The sequence below is a fragment of the Microbacterium sp. genome, from assembly GCF_036277215.1.
GTDB lineage: Bacteria > Actinomycetota > Actinomycetes > Actinomycetales > Microbacteriaceae > Microbacterium.
The window spans coordinates 1-19,849 of the sequence record NZ_DASUNI010000118.1 but is presented as its reverse complement, the minus strand read 5'-3'; the positions used below and the strand labels follow the sequence as shown (position 1 = coordinate 19,849).

General features: G+C 70.3%; 22 protein-coding genes. 13 read left to right on the top strand and 9 right to left on the bottom strand.

Going from position 1 to position 19,849, the window contains the following annotated elements; translation table 11 throughout:
• Positions 1 to 705, bottom strand: a 705-nt coding sequence (locus tag VFX99_RS06210; RefSeq protein ID WP_329665445.1) for a UvrD-helicase domain-containing protein, incomplete at its 3' end; no start/stop codon positions are given.
• A 223-nt stretch (positions 706 to 928) separates the two neighbouring features.
• Between VFX99_RS06210 and VFX99_RS06205 the strand changes: the two genes are divergently transcribed.
• A complete protein-coding gene (locus VFX99_RS06205) occupies positions 929 to 1,153 on the top strand; it encodes a DUF3107 domain-containing protein (RefSeq protein ID WP_329665444.1) in 225 nt (74 codons plus the stop codon).
• A gap of 13 nt (positions 1,154 to 1,166) precedes the next feature.
• On the top strand, positions 1,167 to 1,457 hold the full coding sequence (locus VFX99_RS06200) for a hypothetical protein (RefSeq protein WP_329665443.1): 291 nt from the start codon (positions 1,167 to 1,169) through the stop codon (positions 1,455 to 1,457).
• A gap of 39 nt (positions 1,458 to 1,496) precedes the next feature.
• Here the strand turns inward: VFX99_RS06200 and VFX99_RS06195 are convergent, their stop codons facing one another.
• A complete protein-coding gene (locus VFX99_RS06195) occupies positions 1,497 to 2,255 on the bottom strand; it encodes a ferritin-like fold-containing protein (protein ID WP_414684324.1) in 759 nt (252 codons plus the stop codon).
• A gap of 223 nt (positions 2,256 to 2,478) precedes the next feature.
• Between VFX99_RS06195 and VFX99_RS06190 the strand changes: the two genes are divergently transcribed.
• Positions 2,479 to 3,963 carry a DEAD/DEAH box helicase gene (locus VFX99_RS06190; RefSeq protein ID WP_329665441.1) on the top strand — a complete coding sequence of 495 codons (1,485 nt, stop codon included), beginning with the start codon at positions 2,479 to 2,481 and terminating at the stop codon, positions 3,961 to 3,963.
• Positions 3,964 to 4,150: 187 nt separating this feature from the next.
• Positions 4,151 to 4,564 carry an SHOCT domain-containing protein gene (locus VFX99_RS06185; protein WP_329665440.1) on the top strand — a complete coding sequence of 138 codons (414 nt, stop codon included), beginning with the start codon at positions 4,151 to 4,153 and terminating at the stop codon, positions 4,562 to 4,564.
• A gap of 46 nt (positions 4,565 to 4,610) precedes the next feature.
• On the opposite strand, the gene VFX99_RS06180 is transcribed toward VFX99_RS06185, so the two are convergent.
• Positions 4,611 to 5,474 carry a PHP domain-containing protein gene (locus tag VFX99_RS06180; RefSeq protein ID WP_329665439.1) on the bottom strand — a complete coding sequence of 288 codons (864 nt, stop codon included), beginning with the start codon at positions 5,472 to 5,474 and terminating at the stop codon, positions 4,611 to 4,613.
• A gap of 100 nt (positions 5,475 to 5,574) precedes the next feature.
• Here VFX99_RS06180 and VFX99_RS06175 point away from each other — a divergent pair, with 100 nt between their 5' ends.
• From VFX99_RS06175 to VFX99_RS06165, 3 genes are all read left to right on the top strand, one after another.
• The gene (locus VFX99_RS06175; protein WP_329665438.1) at positions 5,575 to 6,594 is read left to right on the top strand and encodes an endonuclease/exonuclease/phosphatase family protein; all 1,020 of its coding nucleotides are present in this window, start codon (positions 5,575 to 5,577) and stop codon (positions 6,592 to 6,594) included.
• A 96-nt stretch (positions 6,595 to 6,690) separates the two neighbouring features.
• Complete coding sequence (locus tag VFX99_RS06170) at positions 6,691 to 8,142, top strand: aminopeptidase P family protein (RefSeq protein WP_329665437.1); 1,452 nt, start codon at positions 6,691 to 6,693, stop codon at positions 8,140 to 8,142.
• Positions 8,143 to 8,146: 4 nt separating this feature from the next.
• Positions 8,147 to 9,943 carry a gamma-glutamyltransferase family protein gene (locus VFX99_RS06165; protein WP_329665436.1) on the top strand — a complete coding sequence of 599 codons (1,797 nt, stop codon included), beginning with the start codon at positions 8,147 to 8,149 and terminating at the stop codon, positions 9,941 to 9,943.
• 26 nt (positions 9,944 to 9,969) lie between these two features.
• On the opposite strand, the gene VFX99_RS06160 is transcribed toward VFX99_RS06165, so the two are convergent.
• The gene (locus VFX99_RS06160) at positions 9,970 to 10,653 is read right to left on the bottom strand and encodes an alpha/beta family hydrolase (protein WP_329665435.1); all 684 of its coding nucleotides are present in this window, start codon (positions 10,651 to 10,653) and stop codon (positions 9,970 to 9,972) included.
• Positions 10,650 to 11,336, bottom strand: a complete 687-nt coding sequence (locus VFX99_RS06155; protein WP_329665446.1) for a general stress protein — start codon at positions 11,334 to 11,336, stop codon at positions 10,650 to 10,652. The genes VFX99_RS06160 and VFX99_RS06155 overlap by 4 nt, the downstream gene beginning before the upstream one ends.
• Before the next feature lie 70 nt (positions 11,337 to 11,406).
• Here VFX99_RS06155 and VFX99_RS06150 point away from each other — a divergent pair, with 70 nt between their 5' ends.
• The 3 genes from VFX99_RS06150 to VFX99_RS06140 are packed head-to-tail and all read left to right on the top strand — an operon-like array spanning position 11,407 to position 14,410.
• Complete coding sequence (locus VFX99_RS06150; RefSeq protein ID WP_329665434.1) at positions 11,407 to 12,726, top strand: magnesium transporter MgtE N-terminal domain-containing protein; 1,320 nt, start codon at positions 11,407 to 11,409, stop codon at positions 12,724 to 12,726.
• Positions 12,726 to 13,259 (top strand): DUF1003 domain-containing protein, encoded by a 534-nt coding sequence (locus tag VFX99_RS06145; RefSeq protein WP_329665433.1) that lies wholly within the window; start codon positions 12,726 to 12,728, stop codon positions 13,257 to 13,259. The genes VFX99_RS06150 and VFX99_RS06145 overlap by 1 nt, the downstream gene beginning before the upstream one ends.
• A complete protein-coding gene (locus tag VFX99_RS06140) occupies positions 13,256 to 14,410 on the top strand; it encodes an Mrp/NBP35 family ATP-binding protein (protein WP_329665432.1) in 1,155 nt (384 codons plus the stop codon). The genes VFX99_RS06145 and VFX99_RS06140 overlap by 4 nt, the downstream gene beginning before the upstream one ends.
• A gap of 6 nt (positions 14,411 to 14,416) precedes the next feature.
• On the opposite strand, the gene VFX99_RS06135 is transcribed toward VFX99_RS06140, so the two are convergent.
• A complete protein-coding gene (locus tag VFX99_RS06135; RefSeq protein ID WP_329665431.1) occupies positions 14,417 to 14,806 on the bottom strand; it encodes a Sec-independent protein translocase TatB in 390 nt (129 codons plus the stop codon).
• 72 nt (positions 14,807 to 14,878) lie between these two features.
• On the opposite strand from VFX99_RS06135, the gene VFX99_RS06130 reads away from it, so the two are divergent.
• Positions 14,879 to 15,514, top strand: a complete 636-nt coding sequence (locus VFX99_RS06130) for an O-methyltransferase (RefSeq protein ID WP_329665430.1) — start codon at positions 14,879 to 14,881, stop codon at positions 15,512 to 15,514.
• Between the two features lie 76 nt (positions 15,515 to 15,590).
• On the opposite strand, the gene VFX99_RS06125 is transcribed toward VFX99_RS06130, so the two are convergent.
• The 3 genes from VFX99_RS06125 to dapE form a co-directional block, all read right to left on the bottom strand.
• Entirely contained in the window at positions 15,591 to 15,764 is a 174-nt protein-coding gene (locus VFX99_RS06125; RefSeq protein WP_019179788.1) for a DUF3117 domain-containing protein, read from the bottom strand.
• Positions 15,765 to 15,866: 102 nt separating this feature from the next.
• Positions 15,867 to 17,114: a mannosyltransferase family protein gene (locus VFX99_RS06120; RefSeq protein ID WP_329665429.1), complete on the bottom strand. Its 1,248-nt coding sequence runs from the start codon at positions 17,112 to 17,114 to the stop codon at positions 15,867 to 15,869.
• Positions 17,096 to 18,172: a succinyl-diaminopimelate desuccinylase gene (dapE, locus tag VFX99_RS06115; protein ID WP_329665428.1), complete on the bottom strand. Its 1,077-nt coding sequence runs from the start codon at positions 18,170 to 18,172 to the stop codon at positions 17,096 to 17,098. The genes VFX99_RS06120 and dapE overlap by 19 nt, the downstream gene beginning before the upstream one ends.
• Before the next feature lie 60 nt (positions 18,173 to 18,232).
• On the opposite strand from dapE, the gene dapD reads away from it, so the two are divergent.
• Together dapD and ppk2 are read left to right on the top strand one after the other, a co-directional pair.
• Positions 18,233 to 19,189 (top strand): 2,3,4,5-tetrahydropyridine-2,6-dicarboxylate N-succinyltransferase, encoded by a 957-nt coding sequence (gene dapD, locus VFX99_RS06110; RefSeq protein ID WP_329665427.1) that lies wholly within the window; start codon positions 18,233 to 18,235, stop codon positions 19,187 to 19,189.
• Positions 19,190 to 19,242: 53 nt separating this feature from the next.
• A partial coding sequence (ppk2, locus tag VFX99_RS06105; RefSeq protein WP_329665426.1) for a polyphosphate kinase 2 occupies positions 19,243 to 19,849 on the top strand: 607 nt, incomplete at its 3' end.

Sequence of the window (19,849 nt, the reverse complement as noted above, 5' to 3'; positions counted from 1 at the left end):
GACCGCCTCTGCGCCCAGAGGGGCGGTGCGCAGCACTCCGACGGCCTCGCGCACCAGCCCCGCGGCATCCCGGTGCGCGCCGCGCATGTCGGCGCGCACCTGGAGATACTCCGCGAAGAACGAGGCCATGTCCTCCCACACGGGGATGGAGTGAGCGAGCCCGATCGCCCGCAGCCGCTCGGGCTCGATGCCCAGCGTGGTGCACTCGGCGAGAAACGTCCGCACCTCTGTGCGGAAGCCCTTCGTGGAGCGGATCTCCGGACCGAGCCACGCCGGCCAGCGACCGCGCCCCTCGGCCTCGTCCTCGGCGTCGCCCTCGAGCAGGTCCTGGATGAGCCGATCCTCGTCGCCGCCCGTGAGCAGCTGCGGCGGCTCATGGCCGGAGGCGACCGCAGTGGCGCGCACGATCTGATAGGCGAACGATGCCACAGAACGCGCGATCGGCCCCGACGTGGCCCGTCCGACCGCGAGGGCGAGGCGGTCTCGCAGGGCGGTCGCCGTCTGCCGTGACGGGGTCAGCACGAGCATCGAATCAGGGTCGACACCCGCGTCGGCCAGGGCGGCGACACGGGCGATCAGTGTCGCGGTCTTGCCGGTTCCCGGCGCCCCGACGACGACCCCCGATGCCTGCGCCGGCAGCGCCACGACGGCACGCTGCTGAGGGTCCAGCACGGGTGCCGCGCCCGAGCTGTCCGCGAAGTCCATGGCTCCGACGGTAGCGCCCAGGGCCGACATCGACCGTTCGGCGGAGCCGACATCGGGCGATCGCATCGCGGCCGTGCGGCATCGCGGCGAAGCTTCTTCGGCGTTCGCCGAGAGCGTGCGCCGCGCGGCCGGGGGCCCGCGGCACGTGTCGTAGAGTTGCTCTGCGCTCGGGCATCCGTGCGCAAAGGGCCCCGGGGTACGCCCCGTCGCAGGAGGTATTTCCGTGGAGATCCGCATCGGCATCGCGAACACCGGCCGTGAACTCAACTTCGAGTCCAACGAGCCCGCCGCCGACATCAAGAAGTCGGTCGCCGCCGCTCTGGACGCGGGCGCGACCCACGTGAGCTTCACCGATTCCAAGGGCACGAGCTACATCGTCCCGACCGCCACCCTGGCCTACATCGAGCTCGGCACCGAAGAGTCCCGCCGCGTCGGCTTCGTCGCCTGACGTCACACCGGCCGTGCAGATCCTCCTCGCGTTCCTGATCGGGGCCGCGATCGGCGCCGCGATCCATTTCCTGGTGCGAGACCGCCCCACTCGGGGCGTCGCGGTCGGCCCGATCGTCGGCGCCCTCGCCTCGGGCGTGGTGTGGATGATCCTCACGTGGACGGGCGTAGGGCTCGACAGCCTCTGGCTCTGGCTCTCGGCGTTCGTCGCGCCGATCGTGGTGACCTACCCGGTCCTGCTCATCCTCGCCCGCACGCGCACGGCCCACGATGCGCGCGAGCGCGCTCGACTGCGGATCGGCTGAGACGATCGGATGCCGCGGCCCCGCCGCGGTGCCGGCGAACTACGCCGCGAGCCCCATCGCGTCCATGCGACGCGAGTGAGCACCCATCAGGTCGGTGAACACCGGCTCCACCTTCTGCTCGTCCGCGATCTGCAGCGTCGTCGGGCGCAGAGCGGCTCGGGCGATCAGCAGCGTGTCGCCGACCAGGCGGCGGCCCCACATAGCGAGCAGGGACTTCCACTCCGGATCACTCCCGATCGTCTCGGCGATGATGTCCACGATCGCCTGACGGTCGTCGTCCGCCCGCAGGATGCGCGCGACGCGCCGACCGGTGTCGCCGTAGCTGGAGGACAGCGCCAGGTAGAAGTCGTCGAGCATGCCCGCGGTGATGTGGACCGACAGCATGGTCTCCTGAGGTCGCACGCCGTGCGTCGCGCGGCGGAACGCGTCCAGCGGCTCACGGAACGGAAGCATCAGGCTCGTGGGGTCGTCGCCGCGGTCACGGATGAGCGCGACGAGTTCTTCATGCTTCTGCAGCGCCGCGCCGGCCGCCCGTGACAGGGACTCCTTTTCCGCCAGTTCGGGAGTAGAGGCGATCAGCTCCGACAGCGTTTCGAAATATCCGAGCTGCAGATAGGCCGCCTGACCGAGGAACGTGTCGATCTCAGGGGCGAGCTCCTCGAAGTCGACGCGGTGAGCGTCGCTCGCTTCATCGCGCGACCGCAGTTGCAGCTTCCGCACCTGCTGTGGCTGCGCCCCAAACCCCCGGCGCGCTCCCGCTCGCCCTTCCGAGCGCTGCTGCCAGAACCACTTCACCACGCTCTCCAGCTTAGGTGTGCGGCATCCCCCGCCCGTGACCGGAGAGGATGCCGCACGCCAGGGCCTGAGCCGGTATCCTGGAGGCTGTCCCCGGCATCGGATCGGGGCTCCCGCGCCTGTGGCAGAGAAAGGGCGTGGATCCCACCCCCCGCCCGCGCGGCGACTTCCGCATCGCGCCAGGGCACCCACAAGGCAGCATCTCACTGCCGGACAGGCTCGAATCGTGACGACCTTCGCCGAACTCGGCGTCGACCAGGACATCGTCGAAACCCTTGCCGCCAAGGGCATCGTCGACGCATTCCCCATCCAGGAGCAGACCATCCCCCTCGGCCTTCCCGGCCAGGACATCATCGGCCAGGCCAAGACCGGAACGGGCAAGACCTTCGGTTTCGGCATCCCCGTGGTGCAGCGGCTGGGCTTGGACCCCGCGCACGGCGTCAAGGCGCTCATCGTGGTGCCCACGCGCGAACTCTGCGTCCAGGTGTACGAGGACATCGACATGCTCACGTCGGGCCGGTCGACCAGCGTCGTCGCGATCTACGGCGGCAAGGCCTACGAGGGCCAGATCGATCAGCTGAAGGCAGGTGCGCAGATCGTCGTCGGAACCCCCGGCCGTCTCATCGACCTCAACAACCAGCGCCTCCTCGACCTCTCGCACGCCACCGAGGTCGTGCTCGACGAGGCTGACAAGATGCTCGACCTCGGCTTCCTCCCCGACATCGAGAAGATCTTCTCGAAGGTCCCCGCCATCCGGCACACCCAGCTGTTCTCGGCGACCATGCCCGGCCCGATCGTCGCGCTGGCACGACGGTTCATGACCAACCCGATCCACATCCGGGCGACCGACCCCGACGAGGGACTCACGCAGGCGAACATCCGCCACCTCGTCTACCGGGCGCACGCACTGGACAAGGACGAGGTCATCGCGCGCATCCTGCAGGCCGACGGCCGGGGCAAGACCGTCATCTTCACCCGCACCAAGCGCGCTGCTCAGAAGCTGTCGGACGAGCTCGGCGACCGCGGCTTCAACACCGCGTCCGTGCACGGCGACATGAGCCAGGAAGCGCGCGAGCGCTCGATGGCCGCGTTCAAGGCCGGCAAGAAGGACGTCCTGATCGCAACCGACGTCGCCGCTCGCGGCATCGACGTGGACGACGTGACGCACGTGATCAACCACACCATCCCCGACGACGAGAAGACCTACCTGCACCGCGCCGGCCGCACCGGTCGCGCGGGCAAGACGGGCATCGCGGTCACGTTCGTGGACTGGGACGACTTGCACAAGTGGGCGCTCATCAACAAGGCTCTCGACTTCGGCCAGCCGGAACCGACCGATACCTACTCGTCCAGCCCGCACCTGTTCAGCGACCTCGACATCCCGTCCAGCACGAAGGGACGCCTGACCACCGCGCCGCGCACCCAGACGGTTCGCACGCAGGATGCCGCCCCCGCCCGCACCGCCGAGCGGGACGGCACGTCGCGCCGTCGCCGTCGCACCGGCGAGTCGACCAACGGCAACGGGACCGGCCCCACTGCCGAGCGGCCGGCAGCGCCCGAGGTGCCCGCCGAGCACGGCGCGCACGACGCGGCCGAGGGCGCGGGAACGCACGACGGCGGAGGCAAGGAGCATCACGACGGCAACGCCGCGCCGCGCCGCCGCCGCCGCCGCCGCGGCTCCCGCGGTGGAGCTGCCGTCGCAGGCGCCTGAGCGGCACCGCGCAACGCCCGGATCCGCCGAGGACCGGGGCGATCCACTCCGAATCGTCCCGTCCTCGGCGGATCTTCTGCGTGGCGCGGGACGCGGTTCGGCGCTCCACGTGAGATCACGGCGGACCCGCTAATGTGAGCGGCGCGGCGGGATCGCGCCGCTGACCTCGAACCGAGAAAGGCAGAAAATGAGGTTCCTCGATGCAGTGGAGTACCAGGGATTCTGGGGGTCGTTCTGGGACATCATCTGGTGGTTCGTGGCGGCTTTCATCTTCGTCGCCTACCTGTTCGCGCTGTTCGCGATCATCGGCGACCTGTTCCGCGACCACAAGCTGAACGGCTTCGCGAAGGCGATCTGGATCATCTTCCTGATCTTCGTCCCCTTCCTCACCGCCCTGATCTACCTGATCGCCCGCGGCAAGGGCATGGCCGAGCGGGGCGCCGCGCAGGCCAAGGAGTACCAGGCGGCGCAGGACCGGTACATCAATTCCGTCGCGGGTTCCAGCCCGTCAGAGGAGATCGCGAAGGCGAAGTCGCTCCTGGACTCAGGTGCGATCAACCAGGCGGAGTTCGACCACATCAAATCGAGGGCGCTCAGCTGAGGCACCCGGTTGTGGACCTCTGCATGCGGCTGCTGCGCGGCGTGCGTCAGGCGTAGACCGGAGCGCTGCCCGTGGCCCGCTGGACGATGCGGGCAACCATCTCATCCGCTGTCGTGTTCTCGCCCGGCTGATTCGGCTTGCCGAGGCCGTGGTAGTCGCTCGAGCCCGTCATGATCAGGTCGCGCTCCTGGCACATCCGTCGGAGCGCGCGGATGCCGGCGTCGAGGTTCTCGCGATGTCCGAGCTCGAAGCCGGCCAGTCCGGCCTGGAACATCCGCTCCATCAGGCTGGTCGGCAGGACGCCGGCCCGCCCCGCGGGATGGGCGATGATCGGCACGCCACCGGCACCGACGATGAGCTCGACGGCGACCACCGGGTCCGGCGCGAACAGCGCGATGTAGTAGTCCCCGCGCGGGCTCAGGATCTGAGAGAAGGCCTCGGCTCGATCGCGCACGAGTCCCTTGGCGACCAGAGCATCCGCGATGTGCGGTCGGCCGACCGTCGCCCCGTCGGAGGTCTGGGCCACGATGTCGTCCCAGTGCAGGTCGAAGTCCTCGCCGATGCGGTCGGCCATCGTCCGAGCGCGTTCGAGCCGCGACGAGCGGATCCGGTCGGTCATCGCCCGAAGGTCGGCGTCGTCCGGGTCGATGAGATAGGCCAGCACGTGCACGCTGCGCCACTCGTACCTCGCGGACAGTTCCATCCCCGGCAGGAATGTCATCCCGAGGGAGGACGCCGCCTCCGCAGCTTCCGCCCAGCCCGAGGTCGTGTCGTGATCGGTGAGCGCAGCGGTGCGAAGCCCGTGGCGGTGCGCCGCCGCCATCACCTGAGCGGGAGACTCCGTGCCGTCGGAGTGGATGGAATGCATGTGCAGGTCGCTGGGCCCCTCGAAGCGACGCGTATCCGGCATCCATCGAGCGTAGCGCGCGGCCTTTCAGGACCCGCGCCGCCTGGGTCGGATCGGCGTGCCCGCTGACCGATCTCCCAGCCTGCTGACATAGAGTCGCCGGGTGCTACGCCTGCTGGGGATCTTCGCGACCGCGATCTGTGCGATCGCCGCCGCGGTCCTCACGTGGCCGGCATTCTTCCGCGTCGAGCGGTCCTTCCCGATCGCGCAGATCGTGTCGTTCCGCGGTGTGCTGACGGTCGTTTTCGCGGTGCTGCTGGTCATCGCCCTCCTGGTCGCCATCGCCCGCCCGCTGCGCGCCTTCGCGCTCTCGCTGGCGCTGATCGCGGCGGTGGCGATGGTCGCGAACGTCGCCATCATCGCGTCGCGCGGGATCGGCACCGAGACGCTGCCGGCCAAGACCGACAGCGGCATCCGCGTGATGACCTGGAACACCGCCGGCTCGGCGACCTCGCCCGACACGGTCGCCCAGATCGCGGTGGCCATGGACGCCGACATCGTCACCCTTCCCGAGACGACGATCGAGACCGGAGAGCGCGTGGCCCTGGCCATGCGGGATCTCGGCCACCCGATGTGGGCTCACTACGCCGACTACCCGTCCACCGAGTGGGATGCCGGATCCACCACGCTGCTGATCTCGCCCGAGCTGGGCGACTACGCCGTGATCGAGTCGTCGCAGGACGGCACGAGCAACACCTCGACGGTGCCCAGCGCCGTCGCCATGCCGACCACCGGAGACGGGCCGATCGTCGTCGCCGCCCACGCGGTCGCGCCCCGCCAGAGCTACATGCAGGAATGGCGCGACGACCTGCAGTGGCTGGCGGATCAGTGCGCCGAGGACAACGTCATCATGGCGGGCGACTTCAACGCCACGATCGATCACATGGCCAACCTCGGCGTGGACGGCGGAACACTCGGGCGCTGCCATGACAGCGCCGCCGAGACCGGAAACGGCGGCATCGGGACGTGGTCGGCCACCATTCCCGCAATGCTGGGGGCGCCGATCGATCACGTGATGGCCTCTGGCCGCTGGAAGCCGACGGGCTCCCTCGTCCTGCGGTCGATGGACGGCTCGGGCAGCGATCACCGTCCCCTGATCGTGCAGTTCGAGCCCGTCGACTGACCGTACGGTCGCCCGCAGGGAGCGCGGACCGTCCACCACTCCGCGCCCGGCTGCCGCACCTGCGCGTGACCGCGGAGGAGTGCGAGACTTGTCTGCATGAGCACCGCAGGCCACAGCGAAACCACCGGCACGACCGAACTCGCACCGGAAGCCGCATCCACCGAGATCCCGCCCGACAGCACGGTGAATCGCCGGCAGGGCTTCGGCAGCGGCTTCCTGGACACGATCTCGACGGGCTGGGCCGAGCGCCCCGACATCCTGCCGCCGGCGCGCGAGCAGTCCGCGCACACCGAACGGCGGCGCGAGGCCCTCTCCGCAGCGTTCCCCGGTAAGCGCCTCGTCGTCCCGGCCGGCCCCTACCGGGTGCGCAGCAACGACACCGACTATCCCTTCCGCGCCCACTCCGCGTTCACGCATCTCACCGGGTGGGCATCCGACTCGGTGCCGGACTCGCTGCTCGTCTTCGACCCGGCCGGCCCCACCGGGCACGAGGTCACCCTTTACTTCCGCGAGCGCGCCGACCGCACGACTCCGGAGTTCTACGCCGACCCGTCGATCGGCGAGTTCTGGATCGGACCGCGTCCAGCGCTCGGCGGCGTCGCCTCCGAGCTGGGTGTCGCGACGGCGCACATCGACTCCTTCGAGACGACCGAGGATGATCTCGTGGTGGACGAGGACGCAGATCTCACCCGCTTCGTCTCCGAGCTGCGGCTGCTCAAGGACGACTACGAGGTCGCGCAGCTCCAGTTCGCCGTCGATGTCACCGCCGACGGCTTCGACGACATCGTCGCCAACCTCCCTCGGATCATCGAGCACCCCCGGGGCGAGCGGATCGTGGAAGGGGTCTTCCATCAGCGAGCACGCAGCGACGGCAATTGGGAGGGCTACGACACGATCGCGGCATCCGGGCCGCATGCGTGCTACCTGCACTGGACGCGCAACGACGGCGCGGTCGCACCGGGCGACCTCATCCTGATCGACGCCGGCGTCGAGGTGGACAGCCTCTACACCGCCGACATCACGCGAACGATCCCCGTCAGCGGCCGATTCAGCGAGGTCCAGCGCCGGGTCTACGAGGCCGTGCGCGAGGCGGCCGACGCCGCGTTCGCTGCGGCCCAGCCGGGCGCGAAGTTCAGCGACCTCAACGCCGCGGCGTGGGGTGTCATCGCCCGCCGCCTCGAGGAGTGGGGCTTCCTGCCGGTGACGGCGGCCGAGTCGCTCGACCCCGAGACCGGCCACCACCACCGTCGGTACATGGTGCACGGGACGAGCCACCACCTCGGGCTCGACGTCCACGACTGCGCTCAGGCGCGCCGCGAGCTGTATGCGGGCGGAACGCTCGAGCCGGGCATGGTCTTCACCATCGAGCCGGGGCTGTACTTCCAGATCGACGACCTCACGGTGCCCGAGGACTACCGCGGAATCGGCGTGCGTATCGAGGACGACATCCATCTGACGGCAGACGGCCCGGTGAACCTCTCCTCGGCGATCCCGCGGACCGCCGACGAGGTCGAAGCCTGGGTCGCGCGGCTTGCACCGTCATCGTGAAGAAGTGACGTTCACCGCGCCACCCGCCTTCACCACGCGCCCCACCCTGGCGGGCGGCTTCGGGATGTCGGCATCCACCCACTGGCTTGCCACGGCGAGCGCGCAGGCCGTGCTGGAGCGGGGCGGCAACGCGTTCGACGCCGCGGTCGCAGGCGGATTCGTGCTGCATGTCGTCGAACCGCACCTCAACGGACCCGGCGGCGATCTGGTCGGGATCTTCGCGACAGCCGACGACCCGGGCACCCCCGTCGTACTGGTGGGGCAAGGTCCCGCGCCTCGGGCTGCGACGATCGAGCACTACCGCTCAGAGGGTCTCGAACTCGTGCCCGGGTCGGGTGGACTGGCAGCGGCTGTGCCCGGCGCGGTGGACGCCTGGCTCGCGCTCCTGCACGACCACGGCACGTGGGAGCTGGCCGACGTCCTCTCCTACGCGATCGGCTACGCCCGCGACGGGCACCCGCTGCTCGCGCAGGCGAGCCTCACCATCGGTCGCGTTGCGGACCTGTTCACCGAGCACTGGCCCTCGTCCGCGGCGGCATGGATGCCGGACGGGCACGTCCCCGCGCCGGGCACGATCGTGCGCAATCCTGCTTACGCCGACGTGCTCGAGTTGCTGATCAGCGCCGGCCACGGCATCCGCGATGACGGACCCATCGGCCGCGAGGAGCGCATCAGCGCCGCCCGCCGGGAATGGAAGACCGGACGCGTGGCGCGGTCAGCGGCCGCGTTCCTCGCGACGACGCATCGTCATTCCGGCGGGGGCGACCACGCCGGCGTGATCCAGGAGGAGGACTTCGCGGGCTTCGACGCCGGGTACGAGGCAGCGGTCACGATCGAGTTCAACGGCTACACGATCGCGAAGGCCGGCGCCTGGACCCAGGGACCGGCCCTGCTCCAGGCGCTGCGCATCCTCGACGGTCGTCCCGACGTCGATCCCTCCACCGAAGCCGGCGCGCACGCGGTGATCGAGGCCCTGAAGCTGGCGCTCGCCGACCGCGACGCGTACTACGGCGATGCGGAGGTCCCGCTCGAGGTGCTGCTGTCGACGGAGTACGCCGACGCCCGCCGCGAACTGATCGGCGACGTCGCATCGCACGACTGGCGCCCCGGCAGCGTGCCCGGGCACGAGGCGTTCCGCCCGGCGCTGCGGACACCGGCCGGCGAGGCGATCGACGGCCTGGGCGAGCCGACCATGGACAGGACCGGCCAGACCCGCGGCGATACCTGCCACATCGACGTCGTCGACCGCTGGGGAAACATGATCGCCGTGACACCGTCCGGCGGATGGCTGCAGTCATCCCCGACCATTCCCGAGCTCGGCTTCTGTCTCGGCACGCGCCTGCAGATGATGTGGCTGGACGACGACTCTCCTGCCGCGCTGCGACCCGGCGCGCGCCCCCGCACCACGCTGTCCCCGACGCTCGTCCTGCGCGACGGACGTCCCGTCATGGCGCTCGGCACTCCGGGGGGCGATCAGCAGGAGCAGTGGCAGGTGCCCGTGCTCCTGCGCATGCTCGTCGGCGACTACTCCCCTCAGCAGGCCATCGATGCACCCTCGCTGCACACCACTGCGCTCGTGGACTCGTTCTGGCCGCGCGGGTGGACACCCGCCGGCGCCGTCGTCGAGGACCGGCTGGGTGACGAGGTGATCGCCGGCCTGCAGCGGCGCGGCCACGCGGTCACGCGGTCCGGCGATTGGGCGCTGGGTCGGGTGACGGCGGTGGGGCGGGATGCCGCAACCGGCGCCGTGTGGGCCGCGGCCAACCCGCGCGGCATGCAGGGCTACGCTGCAGGTCGCTGAACCCGGCTGACCGGGCCGATCAGGACTCAGGTTCGCGCGCGGAGGAAATCGGCCACGAGCGGGGCCAGACCCGCGCCCACCTCATCGGCAGGACGCTTGCGCCCCTTCACCTCGAACGAGTGCCCGCCGCCGTCGATCCAGGCGATCGAGGCGTCCTGGCAGGACGCGACGGCGGCTTCGAGCTGCGAGCGCGGATCGATGAACGGGTCGTTCGTGCCCTCGACGAACAGCTGCGGCTGGGACACGGCGGGCAGATGAGCGACCCGGGCCTTCGCCGGATCCCCCGGCGGATGCAGCGGGTAACCGAGATAGACGAGTCCGGTCGGCGTGATCGCCCCCTCCGCGGCAGCCATCGACGCCATCCGGCCGCCGTACGACTTGCCCGACGCCCACACCGGCCCGCCGTCGGATCGTGTGTCGGCAAGCGCGGCCGCCGCCGTCCACGTCGCGATCGCGTGTGCGGCCGGCCCCGGCATCCGTCGCCCCGCCTGCAGGTAGGGGAAGTTGAAGCGGAGCGTCGCGACGCCCTCCCTGCGCATCGCCCGCGCGAACCCGAGGAGGAACGGGTGGGCGTATCCGGCACCAGCGCCGTGGGCGATGGCGATCGTGGCCCACGCGTCGTCGGGGCGACCGTAGGCGGCGGCCACATCGACGCTGCCGGACGGGAGTTCGACGGCGAACGCCTCGTCCGTCTCGTCGAAGCCCGTCACGACCCGGGCTGATTGGAGGCGTCGCCTCCGTCGGGTGCGTCGTACGGCTCGCCGGCGTCGTCGGCTTCGGACGGCGGCGCGCTCGACCCGTCGTCCGCGGTCGGGGCGACCCGCTCGCCATACCGGGGCGGCTCGGCCGCTGCATCCGTCGGCGCAGCCGCGGGCCGCGCCACCGGGGCGGCCGGGGTGGCGCTTGCAGCCGGACGGCGGTCTTCCGGCACCGTGCGCCCGAGGACCTGCCGCGCTCGCTGCACGCTGTCGTTGCCGACCGTGACCTCGTAGCGCTCCGCCATCACCTGCATGACCGAGGCGAAGTCCCGCCGGCGGCGGACGAACGAATACGTCACGATGCTCAGCAGCATGCCGATCGCGATGCCCACGAACAGCACGCCGACGAACGCCTGGATCGGGACCGCGGGCGAGCCGATGACCAGGATCGCGGAGAACAGGAGGCCCAGCAGCACACCGTTGATGGCGCCCGAGCGGGCGGCTGTGGCGTAGCCGAGACGGCCGGTGACCCGTTCGATGGAGCGAAGCCCCTGGCCCACGATCGCGATGTCGCGAGCCGGGACGTCGGCCGCAATGAGCGTCGAGACGGCCTTCTGCGCGGCCTCGTACGTGGGGAAGCTCGCGACGGACTGCCCGACGTCCTCGAGACTCTGCGGGAACCTCCCGGCGTTCATGCTCACCGTCCTATCCTCCCACGAGGGCGCCTCCCCGCCCCGTCCAGCGCACCGGGCTACGCTGGAACGCGTGAGCACGCAGAGGGTCTTCGTCGCACGCCTGTCGGGGTGCTCCGTCTTCGACCCGGCGGGCGATCGGCTCGGAAAGGTGCGCGACGTCGTCGTCATCTACCGCAAGGACGATCCTCCGCGCGTGGTCGGGCTGGTCGTCGAGATCCCCGGGCGCCGTCACGTCTTCGTGTCGATCGGACGGGTGACCTCCATCGCGACAGGCCAGGTCATCACCACGGGGCTCATCAACGTGCGACGGTTCCAGCAGCGCGGCGGCGAGGTGCGCGTCATGGCGGAGCTCCTCGGACGGCGCGTGTTCCTCGACGACGGCAGTGGCACCGCCGTGATCGAGGACGTCGCGATCGAGCGCAACCGGCTCGGCGAGTGGGACGTGGGGCAGCTGTTCCTGCGCCGCCCGCGCACCAGCGCCTCACCGTTCGCGAAGGGGCCGACGACATTCGCGAACTGGGCCGACGTGCGCGAGCAGCAGTCCGGCGAGGCGCAGTCCGCCGAGCAGCTCGTCGCCACTTTCGCCGACCTCAAGCCGGCCGACCTGGCGAACACACTGCTGGATCTCCCCGACGATCGGATGATCGAGGTCGCCGAGGAGCTCTCCGACGAGAGGCTCGCCGACGCGCTCGAGGAGATGCCCGAGGACGAGCAGGTGCACATCCTCGAGCAGCTCGGCGACGAGCGCGCCGCCGACATCCTCGACGCCATGGAGCCCGACGACGCCGCCGACCTGCTCGGTCAGCTGCCCGACGCGCGCTCGGAGCAGCTGCTCGACCTGATGGAGCCCGAAGAGGCCGAAGACGTCCGCGCGCTCCTGCAGTACGGGCCCGACACCGCCGGCGGACTCATGACGAACGAGCCGATCGTGCTGTCGGCCGACGCCACGGTCGCCGAGGCGCTCGCTCTCATCCGCCGCCACGAGCTTCATCCCGCGCTCGCGGCCGCTGTGTTCATCACCCTCCCCCCATACGAGACGCCGACCGGCCGTCTGCTCGGCACCGTGCACTTCCAGAGGATGCTGCGCTACCCGCCGCACGAGCGGCTCGGCGCCATCATCGACGACACGCTCGACCCGGTTCCGGCCACCGCGTCTGCCGCGGAGGTTGCGCGCATGCTGGCCAGCTACAACCTGGTGTCGCTGCCGGTCGTCGACAAGGCGCGGCGCCTCGTCGGCGCGGTCAGCGTCGACGATGTGCTGGACTACCTGCTGCCCGAGGATTGGCGCTCGTACGGTGGTGAGGACGAGCCCCGCCCGCCGGCCGCTGCGGTGACGACCGCGAGCACGATTCCCGTCGGTAACGCCAAGGGTGCCGGGAGGAGGCGCTGATGGCTCGGTCATCGCGCCAGCCGTCGCTGGACGCGCCCCGCGGACGTTCGGGGATGCTCAGCCGCAACCCGCAGCCCTCGCGCGACCGGTTCGGTCGCTTCTCCGAAGCGTTCGCGCGGGGAATGGGCACGTCCGGGTTCCTGATCGGCATGACCGTCTTCGTGGCGGTCTGGCTGCTGTGGAACTCGCTCGCACCGACCAACCTGCAGTTCGATCCCCGGGCGACCAACTTCACGCTGCTGACGCTGATCCTGTCGCTGCAGGCGTCCTACGCCGCACCTCTCATCCTGCTCGCCCAGAACCGGCAGGACGACCGCGATCGCGTGCAGATCGAGCAGGACCGCCAACGTGCCGAGCGCAATCTCGCCGACACCGAGTACCTCGCCCGCGAGATCGTCGCGCTGCGCATGGTCGTCACCGACGTGGCCGACGATGTCGTCACCAAGGACGTGCTGCGGGCGGAGCTGAGGACGCTGCTCGAGCAGCTCGACGATCGTGATGCGGCACAGGACAAGGATGGCGCCGCACGGTGACCACTCCCACGGATGACGCCGTCCGGCGTGCGGTCGGGGCGGTCATCGACCCCGAGCTGCGGCGGCCGATCGCCGAGCTCGACATGGTGCGCGACATCTCGGTCGCGAACGGGGCCGCCTCGGTGGGGATCGTCCTCACGATCGTCGGCTGCCCTGCGGCGGACCGGATCTCTGCGGATGTCCGCGCTGCGGCGGCATCCGTTCCGGGCGTGACGGATGTCGCCCTTCACGTGGGCGTCATGTCACCCGCGGAGCGGCGCGCACTGACGGAGCGCCTGCGCGGCGGTCGCCCGGCGCGCGAGATGCCGTTCGGCCCCGGCTCGCTGACCCGCGTGATCGCCGTCACCAGCGGCAAGGGCGGGGTGGGCAAGTCGACGGTCACGGCGAACCTCGCCGTGGCCCTCGCGCGGCGGGGCCTGTCTGTGGGGCTGGTGGATGCCGACGTGCACGGTTTCTCGATCCCCGGGCTGCTCGGGCTGGTCGATGCGGACGGCAACGTGCCGCAGCCCACCCGGATCGACGACCTGATGCTGCCCCCGGTCGCATACGGGGTCAAGGTCATCTCGATCGGGATGTTCCTGCGCCGCGCCCACGGCGAGGCTCCGGTCGGGGCGGTGGCGTGGCGGGGTCCGATGCTCCATCGCACCGTGCAGCAGTTCCTCACCGATGTGTATTTCGGCGACATCGACGTGCTCCTCCTCGACATGCCGCCCGGAACCGGCGACATCGCGATCTCGGTCGGCCAGCTGCTGCCCCACGCTGAGGTCCTCGTCGTGACCACCCCCCAGCCCGCGGCATCCGATGTCGCCGTCCGCAGCGGCGTGGTCGCGCGACAGACCGGCCAGCGCGTGACCGGGGTGGTGGAGAACATGTCGGCGATGACTCTTCCCGACGGCACGTCGTTCGCGCTGTTCGGCGCGGGTGGCGGCGCGGTGGTGGCAGAGACGCTTTCGACGGACGCAGAGCCGGTGCGACTGCTCGGATCGATCCCCCTGAGCACGCATCTGCGCACGGATGGAGATGCCGGCACGCCGGTCGTCGTCGCGCATCCGGACGACCCGGCCGCGCTCGCCATCACAGTGCTCGCCGAGATCCTCGCTGCGGCGCCGAGAGGGCTGGCAGGTCGCTCACTGCCGCTGCGACCGGAGTGACTCCGGTCAGGTGGCCTCGTTGTCGAACGGCGGCGGGTCCTCCGCAGTGAACGGCGCCCCCGAGGGGCTCTGCGGCTTGAACGCGCTGGTCGAGGTGACCGCGGCCGCGACGCCGGCGGCGCGGACGGTCGGAACGGGCGCGTCGTCCAGGAGAGCCTCGCGGATGATCCGCCGCGGGTCGTACTGGCGAGGATCGAGCGTGCGCCAGTCGACGTCGTCGAAGTCGGGGCCCATCTCCTCCTTCATGCGGGTCTTCGCCGTGGTGACGTAGTCGCGCGCACGCCGGGCGAATCGCGTCAGGGTCTCGACATAGCGAGGCAGCCGCTCGGGTCCGATGAGCAGCCCGGCGACCAGACCGATCAGCAGAAGCTTCTCGATCGTGAGCCCGAAGAACATGCACTCAGGTTACCGCCGCGCCTGGGGCTCCGGCGCCGCCCGTCCGCGTAGGCTGGCCGCGAAGGAGCACCGATGGGCGAACAGGACGCGAACTACCGCTTCGCCGACGAGGCGACGATCGAACCCGACCACATCTCGCGAGCCCGCGCCCACGCGCTCGAGCTCGGGGCGGCGCCGATCAGCCCGGCGGTCGGCGCGCAGTGCGCGGTGATCGCGGCCGCGTCGCAGGCTCTGAACATCGTCGAGATCGGCACCGGCGCCGGGGTTTCGGGGCTGTGGCTGCTCCATGGGTCGCCCCGCGCGACGCTGACGACCATCGACAGCGAACCAGAGCATCTCGGCGCAGCGCGCCAGGCATTCGCCGAGGCGAAGATCCTCCCCGCGCGTGCGCGGTTCATCACAGGGCGGGCATCCGAGGTCCTCCCCCGCATGAACGAGGCCTCCTACGACATCGTCCTCGTCGACGCCGACGCCGACGGCGTGATCGAGTATGTGGAGCACGGTCTGCGTCTGGTCCGCGCCGGAGGGACGGTCCTGATTCCGCGCGTGCTCGGCAACGGTGCGGTGTCGGATCCGGTGCGCCGCGAGCCGGTGACGGCCGCCTATCGCTCGCTCATCCAGGAGACACAGGCCTCGCCCGCCGTGATCGGCGCGCTGTCGATCGTCGGCGAGGGTCTGCTTCAGCTCACCACCCGACCGCGCGACTGAGCGCGACTGCGGTCGGAGACGGGCTGGGACGCGAAACGGCCGGTCCGAAGACCGGCCGTCGGCGTGTGAGGTGTGGTCAGGCGGCGTTGACAACGCCGCCGAGCACGTCGTAGAGCTCCTTGGCCTCAGCGTCGTTCACCGAGACGACGAGGCGTCCCCCACCCTCGAGCGGTACGCGCACGATGATGAGTCGACCCTCCTTCACGGCCTCCATCGGCCCGTCTCCGGTTCTCGGCTTCATGGCTGCCATCGTGGCTCCCTTTCGTCGTGGTCTGCGGATCAAGTTTATCCCGCTGCCTACGACAGCGGATAATCCGCGCTCCCGCGCGGCATCCGCCGATCGGCGACAGCGCTACGGAATCGTCCAGAATGCCGTATTCGCCAGCGCGTACATGTTGTAGATCCACCACCACTGGCCGAGCAGGCACAACGCGAGCACACCGATCCGATATGCGACGGACCGGGGCTGCGCGACGGCGCCCCACAGCGGTGAGACGGGCACGAGCAGCCGGAACACGCTCGACTGCGGGAAGAACACGGCGAGCAGATACACGAGGTAGCTCGCCACCCAGAGCCGGATCTCCACTCCCAGGCGCTTGACGTGCGGTTCGAACAGCAGCAGGGCGGTGAGCGCAAGAACGGATGCCGCCAGCACGATGTAGCCGGTCACCTCGCCGAGTCCCCAGATGCGCCCGAACCACAGGGCGGCGCCCTGGATGAAGCCTTCGAAGGGGACGAACCGGTCGCCCGGCACCGCCGCCTGCCGCCAGGCGAGCTCGGTCGCCAGATAGGCGTCCGGCCGGCCGGTGAACAGCCCGGCGATCACCTGCCACGAGAACCCGACGATCACCGCCAGCAGGCCCAGTGCGACGATGTGCACGATCTCTCGCACGGGCAGCGGTTCGCGACGTCGTCGCACCCAGCGCGAGATCCCGTAGAGGCCGAGGAAGAGCGCGAAGGCGAGCACGCCGGGGCGGGTGAACCCCATCAGCGGAATGAGCGCGTAGAGCCAGCCGTATTCCCGGCGCTGCACGACCCACAGCGACAGGAACAGCCACAGCAGGAAGAGCGACTCGGCGTAGCCCACGTGGAAGAGGGCAGCGAGCGGACCTGAGGCGAAGAACAGCGCCGCCCATGTGGCCGCCGTCGCATCGATGCGCATCCGGAGCATGCGGTACAGCACCAGACACGCGAGGTAGCCCGCCACGATGGACACGAGGAAGGCGCCGATCCCCCACGACGGTGCACCCGGCCACACCACCGCTTCGAAGGGGAGCCCCACGATCTTGGCGAGGACCGGGTAGACGGGCATGAAGGCCCACTGGTTCTCCGCGACCTCGCCCGAATCGGTCAGCGGCAGCGTCGCAGGATACCCCTCCTGTCCGATCAGCCAGTACCAGTACGCGTCCCAGCCCATTGCGAAGCTGCCGAGCGTGGCGCTCTGGCCGAAGCGCGAGTCCGGCGATACGAGCGTTCCCGCCAGGAGCAGGAACGAGGTGGTGACCGCACGGGAGACCAGGTACAGGATGCCGATCCGAAGCGCCGCAGGCAGCGCCTTCCACCCGCGAGGCGCCGGCTGCGTCAGGGCGTGGTCAGCCACGCGCGCAGTCCGCGTTCCACGTCCTCGATCTGTGCGAGCGGCACCCGCTCATCGTCGTGATGCGCGAGGTGCGGATCGCCCGGGCCGTAGTTGACGGCGGGCACGCCCATGGCGGAGAACCGCGCCACATCCGTCCACCCGTACTTCGGGCGCGCCTCGCCCCCCACCGCCGCCACGAATTCCTGCGCCAGCGGTGCGTCCAGCCCCGGCCGGGCGCCGACGGCGATGTCGACCACTTCGACGTCGAAGCCCGCGAAGACGTCCCGCACATGACGCTCCGCGGCCTCGGCGGAGCGGCTCGGCGCGAAGCGGTAGTTCACCTCGACCTCGCTCAGATCGGGGATCACATTTCCCGCGACCCCGCCCCCGATGCGCACGGCGTTCAGACCCTCGCGGTAGACGAGGCCGTCCACGGCGACATCCCGCGGTCGGTACTCCGCGAGGCGGGTGAGGACGGGGGCCGCCTTGTGGATCGCGTTCTCGCCCACCCAGGCGCGGGCGCTGTGGGCCCGCACACCGTGCGTGCGCACGATCGCCCGCATGTTGCCGTTGCAGCCGCCCTCGACCGCGCCGTTGGAGGGCTCGCCCAGGATGGCGAAGTCCCCCCGGAACAGGTCCGGACGCGTGCGGGCGAGGCGGGTCAGTCCGTTGAGGTCGTTGTCGACCTCCTCGTGGTCGTACCACATCCACGTGATGTCGATGCGGGGATCGCTGAGCTCGGCGGCGAGCTTGAGCTGCACCGCGACTCCGGCCTTCATGTCGACGGTTCCGCGGCCCCAGAGGAACGCCTCACCGTCGACGTCGACGTCCCGGGTCGGCACGTTGCCGTTGATCGGCACCGTGTCGATGTGACCGGCGATCACGACGCGCTGCGAGTGGCCGAGCTGGGTGCGGGCGACGATCGTGTCACCGTCCCGGTAGACCTCGAGGTGCGACTGCGGGCGGATCGCGGCGTCGATCAGATCGGCGAGAGCGACTTCTTCGCCGGAGACGCTCGGGATGTCGCAGATGGTCCGGGTGAGGTCGACGGAGGACGCGGTCAGATCCAGCGGCGGCATCCCCCGAGTCTACTGACGGCGCGGGGCGACGCTCCGCCGCCGGTTGGGTAGCGTTGAGGGATGAGCGACCAGCGGTGGGTGTGGGGTGTCGGGCTCGCCACGACATCGGCGGACGGCACGGTACTGGACACGTGGTTCCCGTCTCCCGCCGAAGGTCGGATCCCGCTCGGATTCGATCCGTCGATGCCCCCCGATGAGCTGGACCGTCACGCGGTGCCCGACCCGCGCCGTGACGTCACCGTCGACGCCGTCGTCGTTGAGGTCGACCTGGAGGTGCCGCCCGCCTCGACCTCGGACGCCTACCTGCGACTGCACGCGCTGTCGCACCGTCTGGCCCCGCCGAATTCCGTCAACCTCGAGGGCATCTTCGGGCACCTGCCCAACGTCGCGTGGACCAACGCCGGTCCGATGCATCCGGACGACGCGACCCGCCTGCGCCCGTTCCTCGCGCGGGACGGCATCCAGGTGCAGGGCCTGGACAAGTTCCCGCGGCTGCTCGACTACGTGACCCCTCCGGGCGTGCGGATCGCGGACGCGTCGCGCGTACGTCTGGGCGCCTACCTGTCCCCCGGCACCACGGTGATGCACGAGGGGTTCGTCAACTTCAACGCGGGCACGCTCGGCGCCTCGATGGTGGAGGGCCGCATCTCCCAGGGCGTGGTCATCGGAGACGGCAGTGACATCGGCGGGGGCGCGTCGATCATGGGCACGCTCTCGGGCGGCGGCGCGCACCGCGTCTCGATCGGGGCGCGGACCCTCCTCGGGGCGAATGCGGGCGTCGGCATCTCGTTGGGAGACGACTGCATCGTCGAGGCCGGCCTCTACGTCACGGCCGGCTCGAAGATCGTGCTCGCCGATGAGCCGCCGCGCCATGACGGCGCGCGTGCGACGGTCAAGGGCGCCGAGCTGTCGGGTCGTGACGGCATCCTGTTCCGGCGCAACTCGCTGACCGGTGCGATCGAGGCCGTTCGGCGGACGGGTGCGGGAGTCACACTCAACGACGCCCTGCACGCGTAAGGTCGGAAGATGCCGCGAATCGGTCGCGGTCAACTGGGGCAGAAGGAACTCTCATGAGCCGTCGCATGGCGAAGAAGCTGTACGAATCCGAGCTGATGGTGCTGCAGGCGAAGCTCGTCGACATGCAGGCCTGGGTGCAGGCCACCGGCGCCCGCATCGTGATCATCTTCGAGGGCCGGGATGCCGCCGGCAAAGGCTCCACGATCAAGCGGGTCACCGAGTACCTCAACCCGCGCGTCACGCACATCGTCGCGCTGCCCGCCCCGGGCGATCGCGACAAGACCCGGTGGTACTTCCAGCGGTACGTCCCGCACCTGCCCGCCGGTGGCGAGATCGTGCTGATGGACCGCTCCTGGTACAACCGCGCCGGCGTCGAGCACGTGATGGGCTACTGCACCGACATCGAGTACCACCGGTTCCTCCACCAGGCACCGATCTTCGAGCGGATGCTCGTGGAGGACGGGATCATCCTGCTGAAGTACTGGTTCAGCGTGTCGGACGAGGAGCAGGAGCAGCGCTTCCTCGACCGGGCCGACGACCCGATGCGGCGCTGGAAGCTCAGCCCGAACGACGTCCTGGCGATCACGAAGTGGGAGGACTACTCGCGCGCGAAGGACACGATGTTCGTGCACACCGACATCCCCGAGGCGCGGTGGTGGG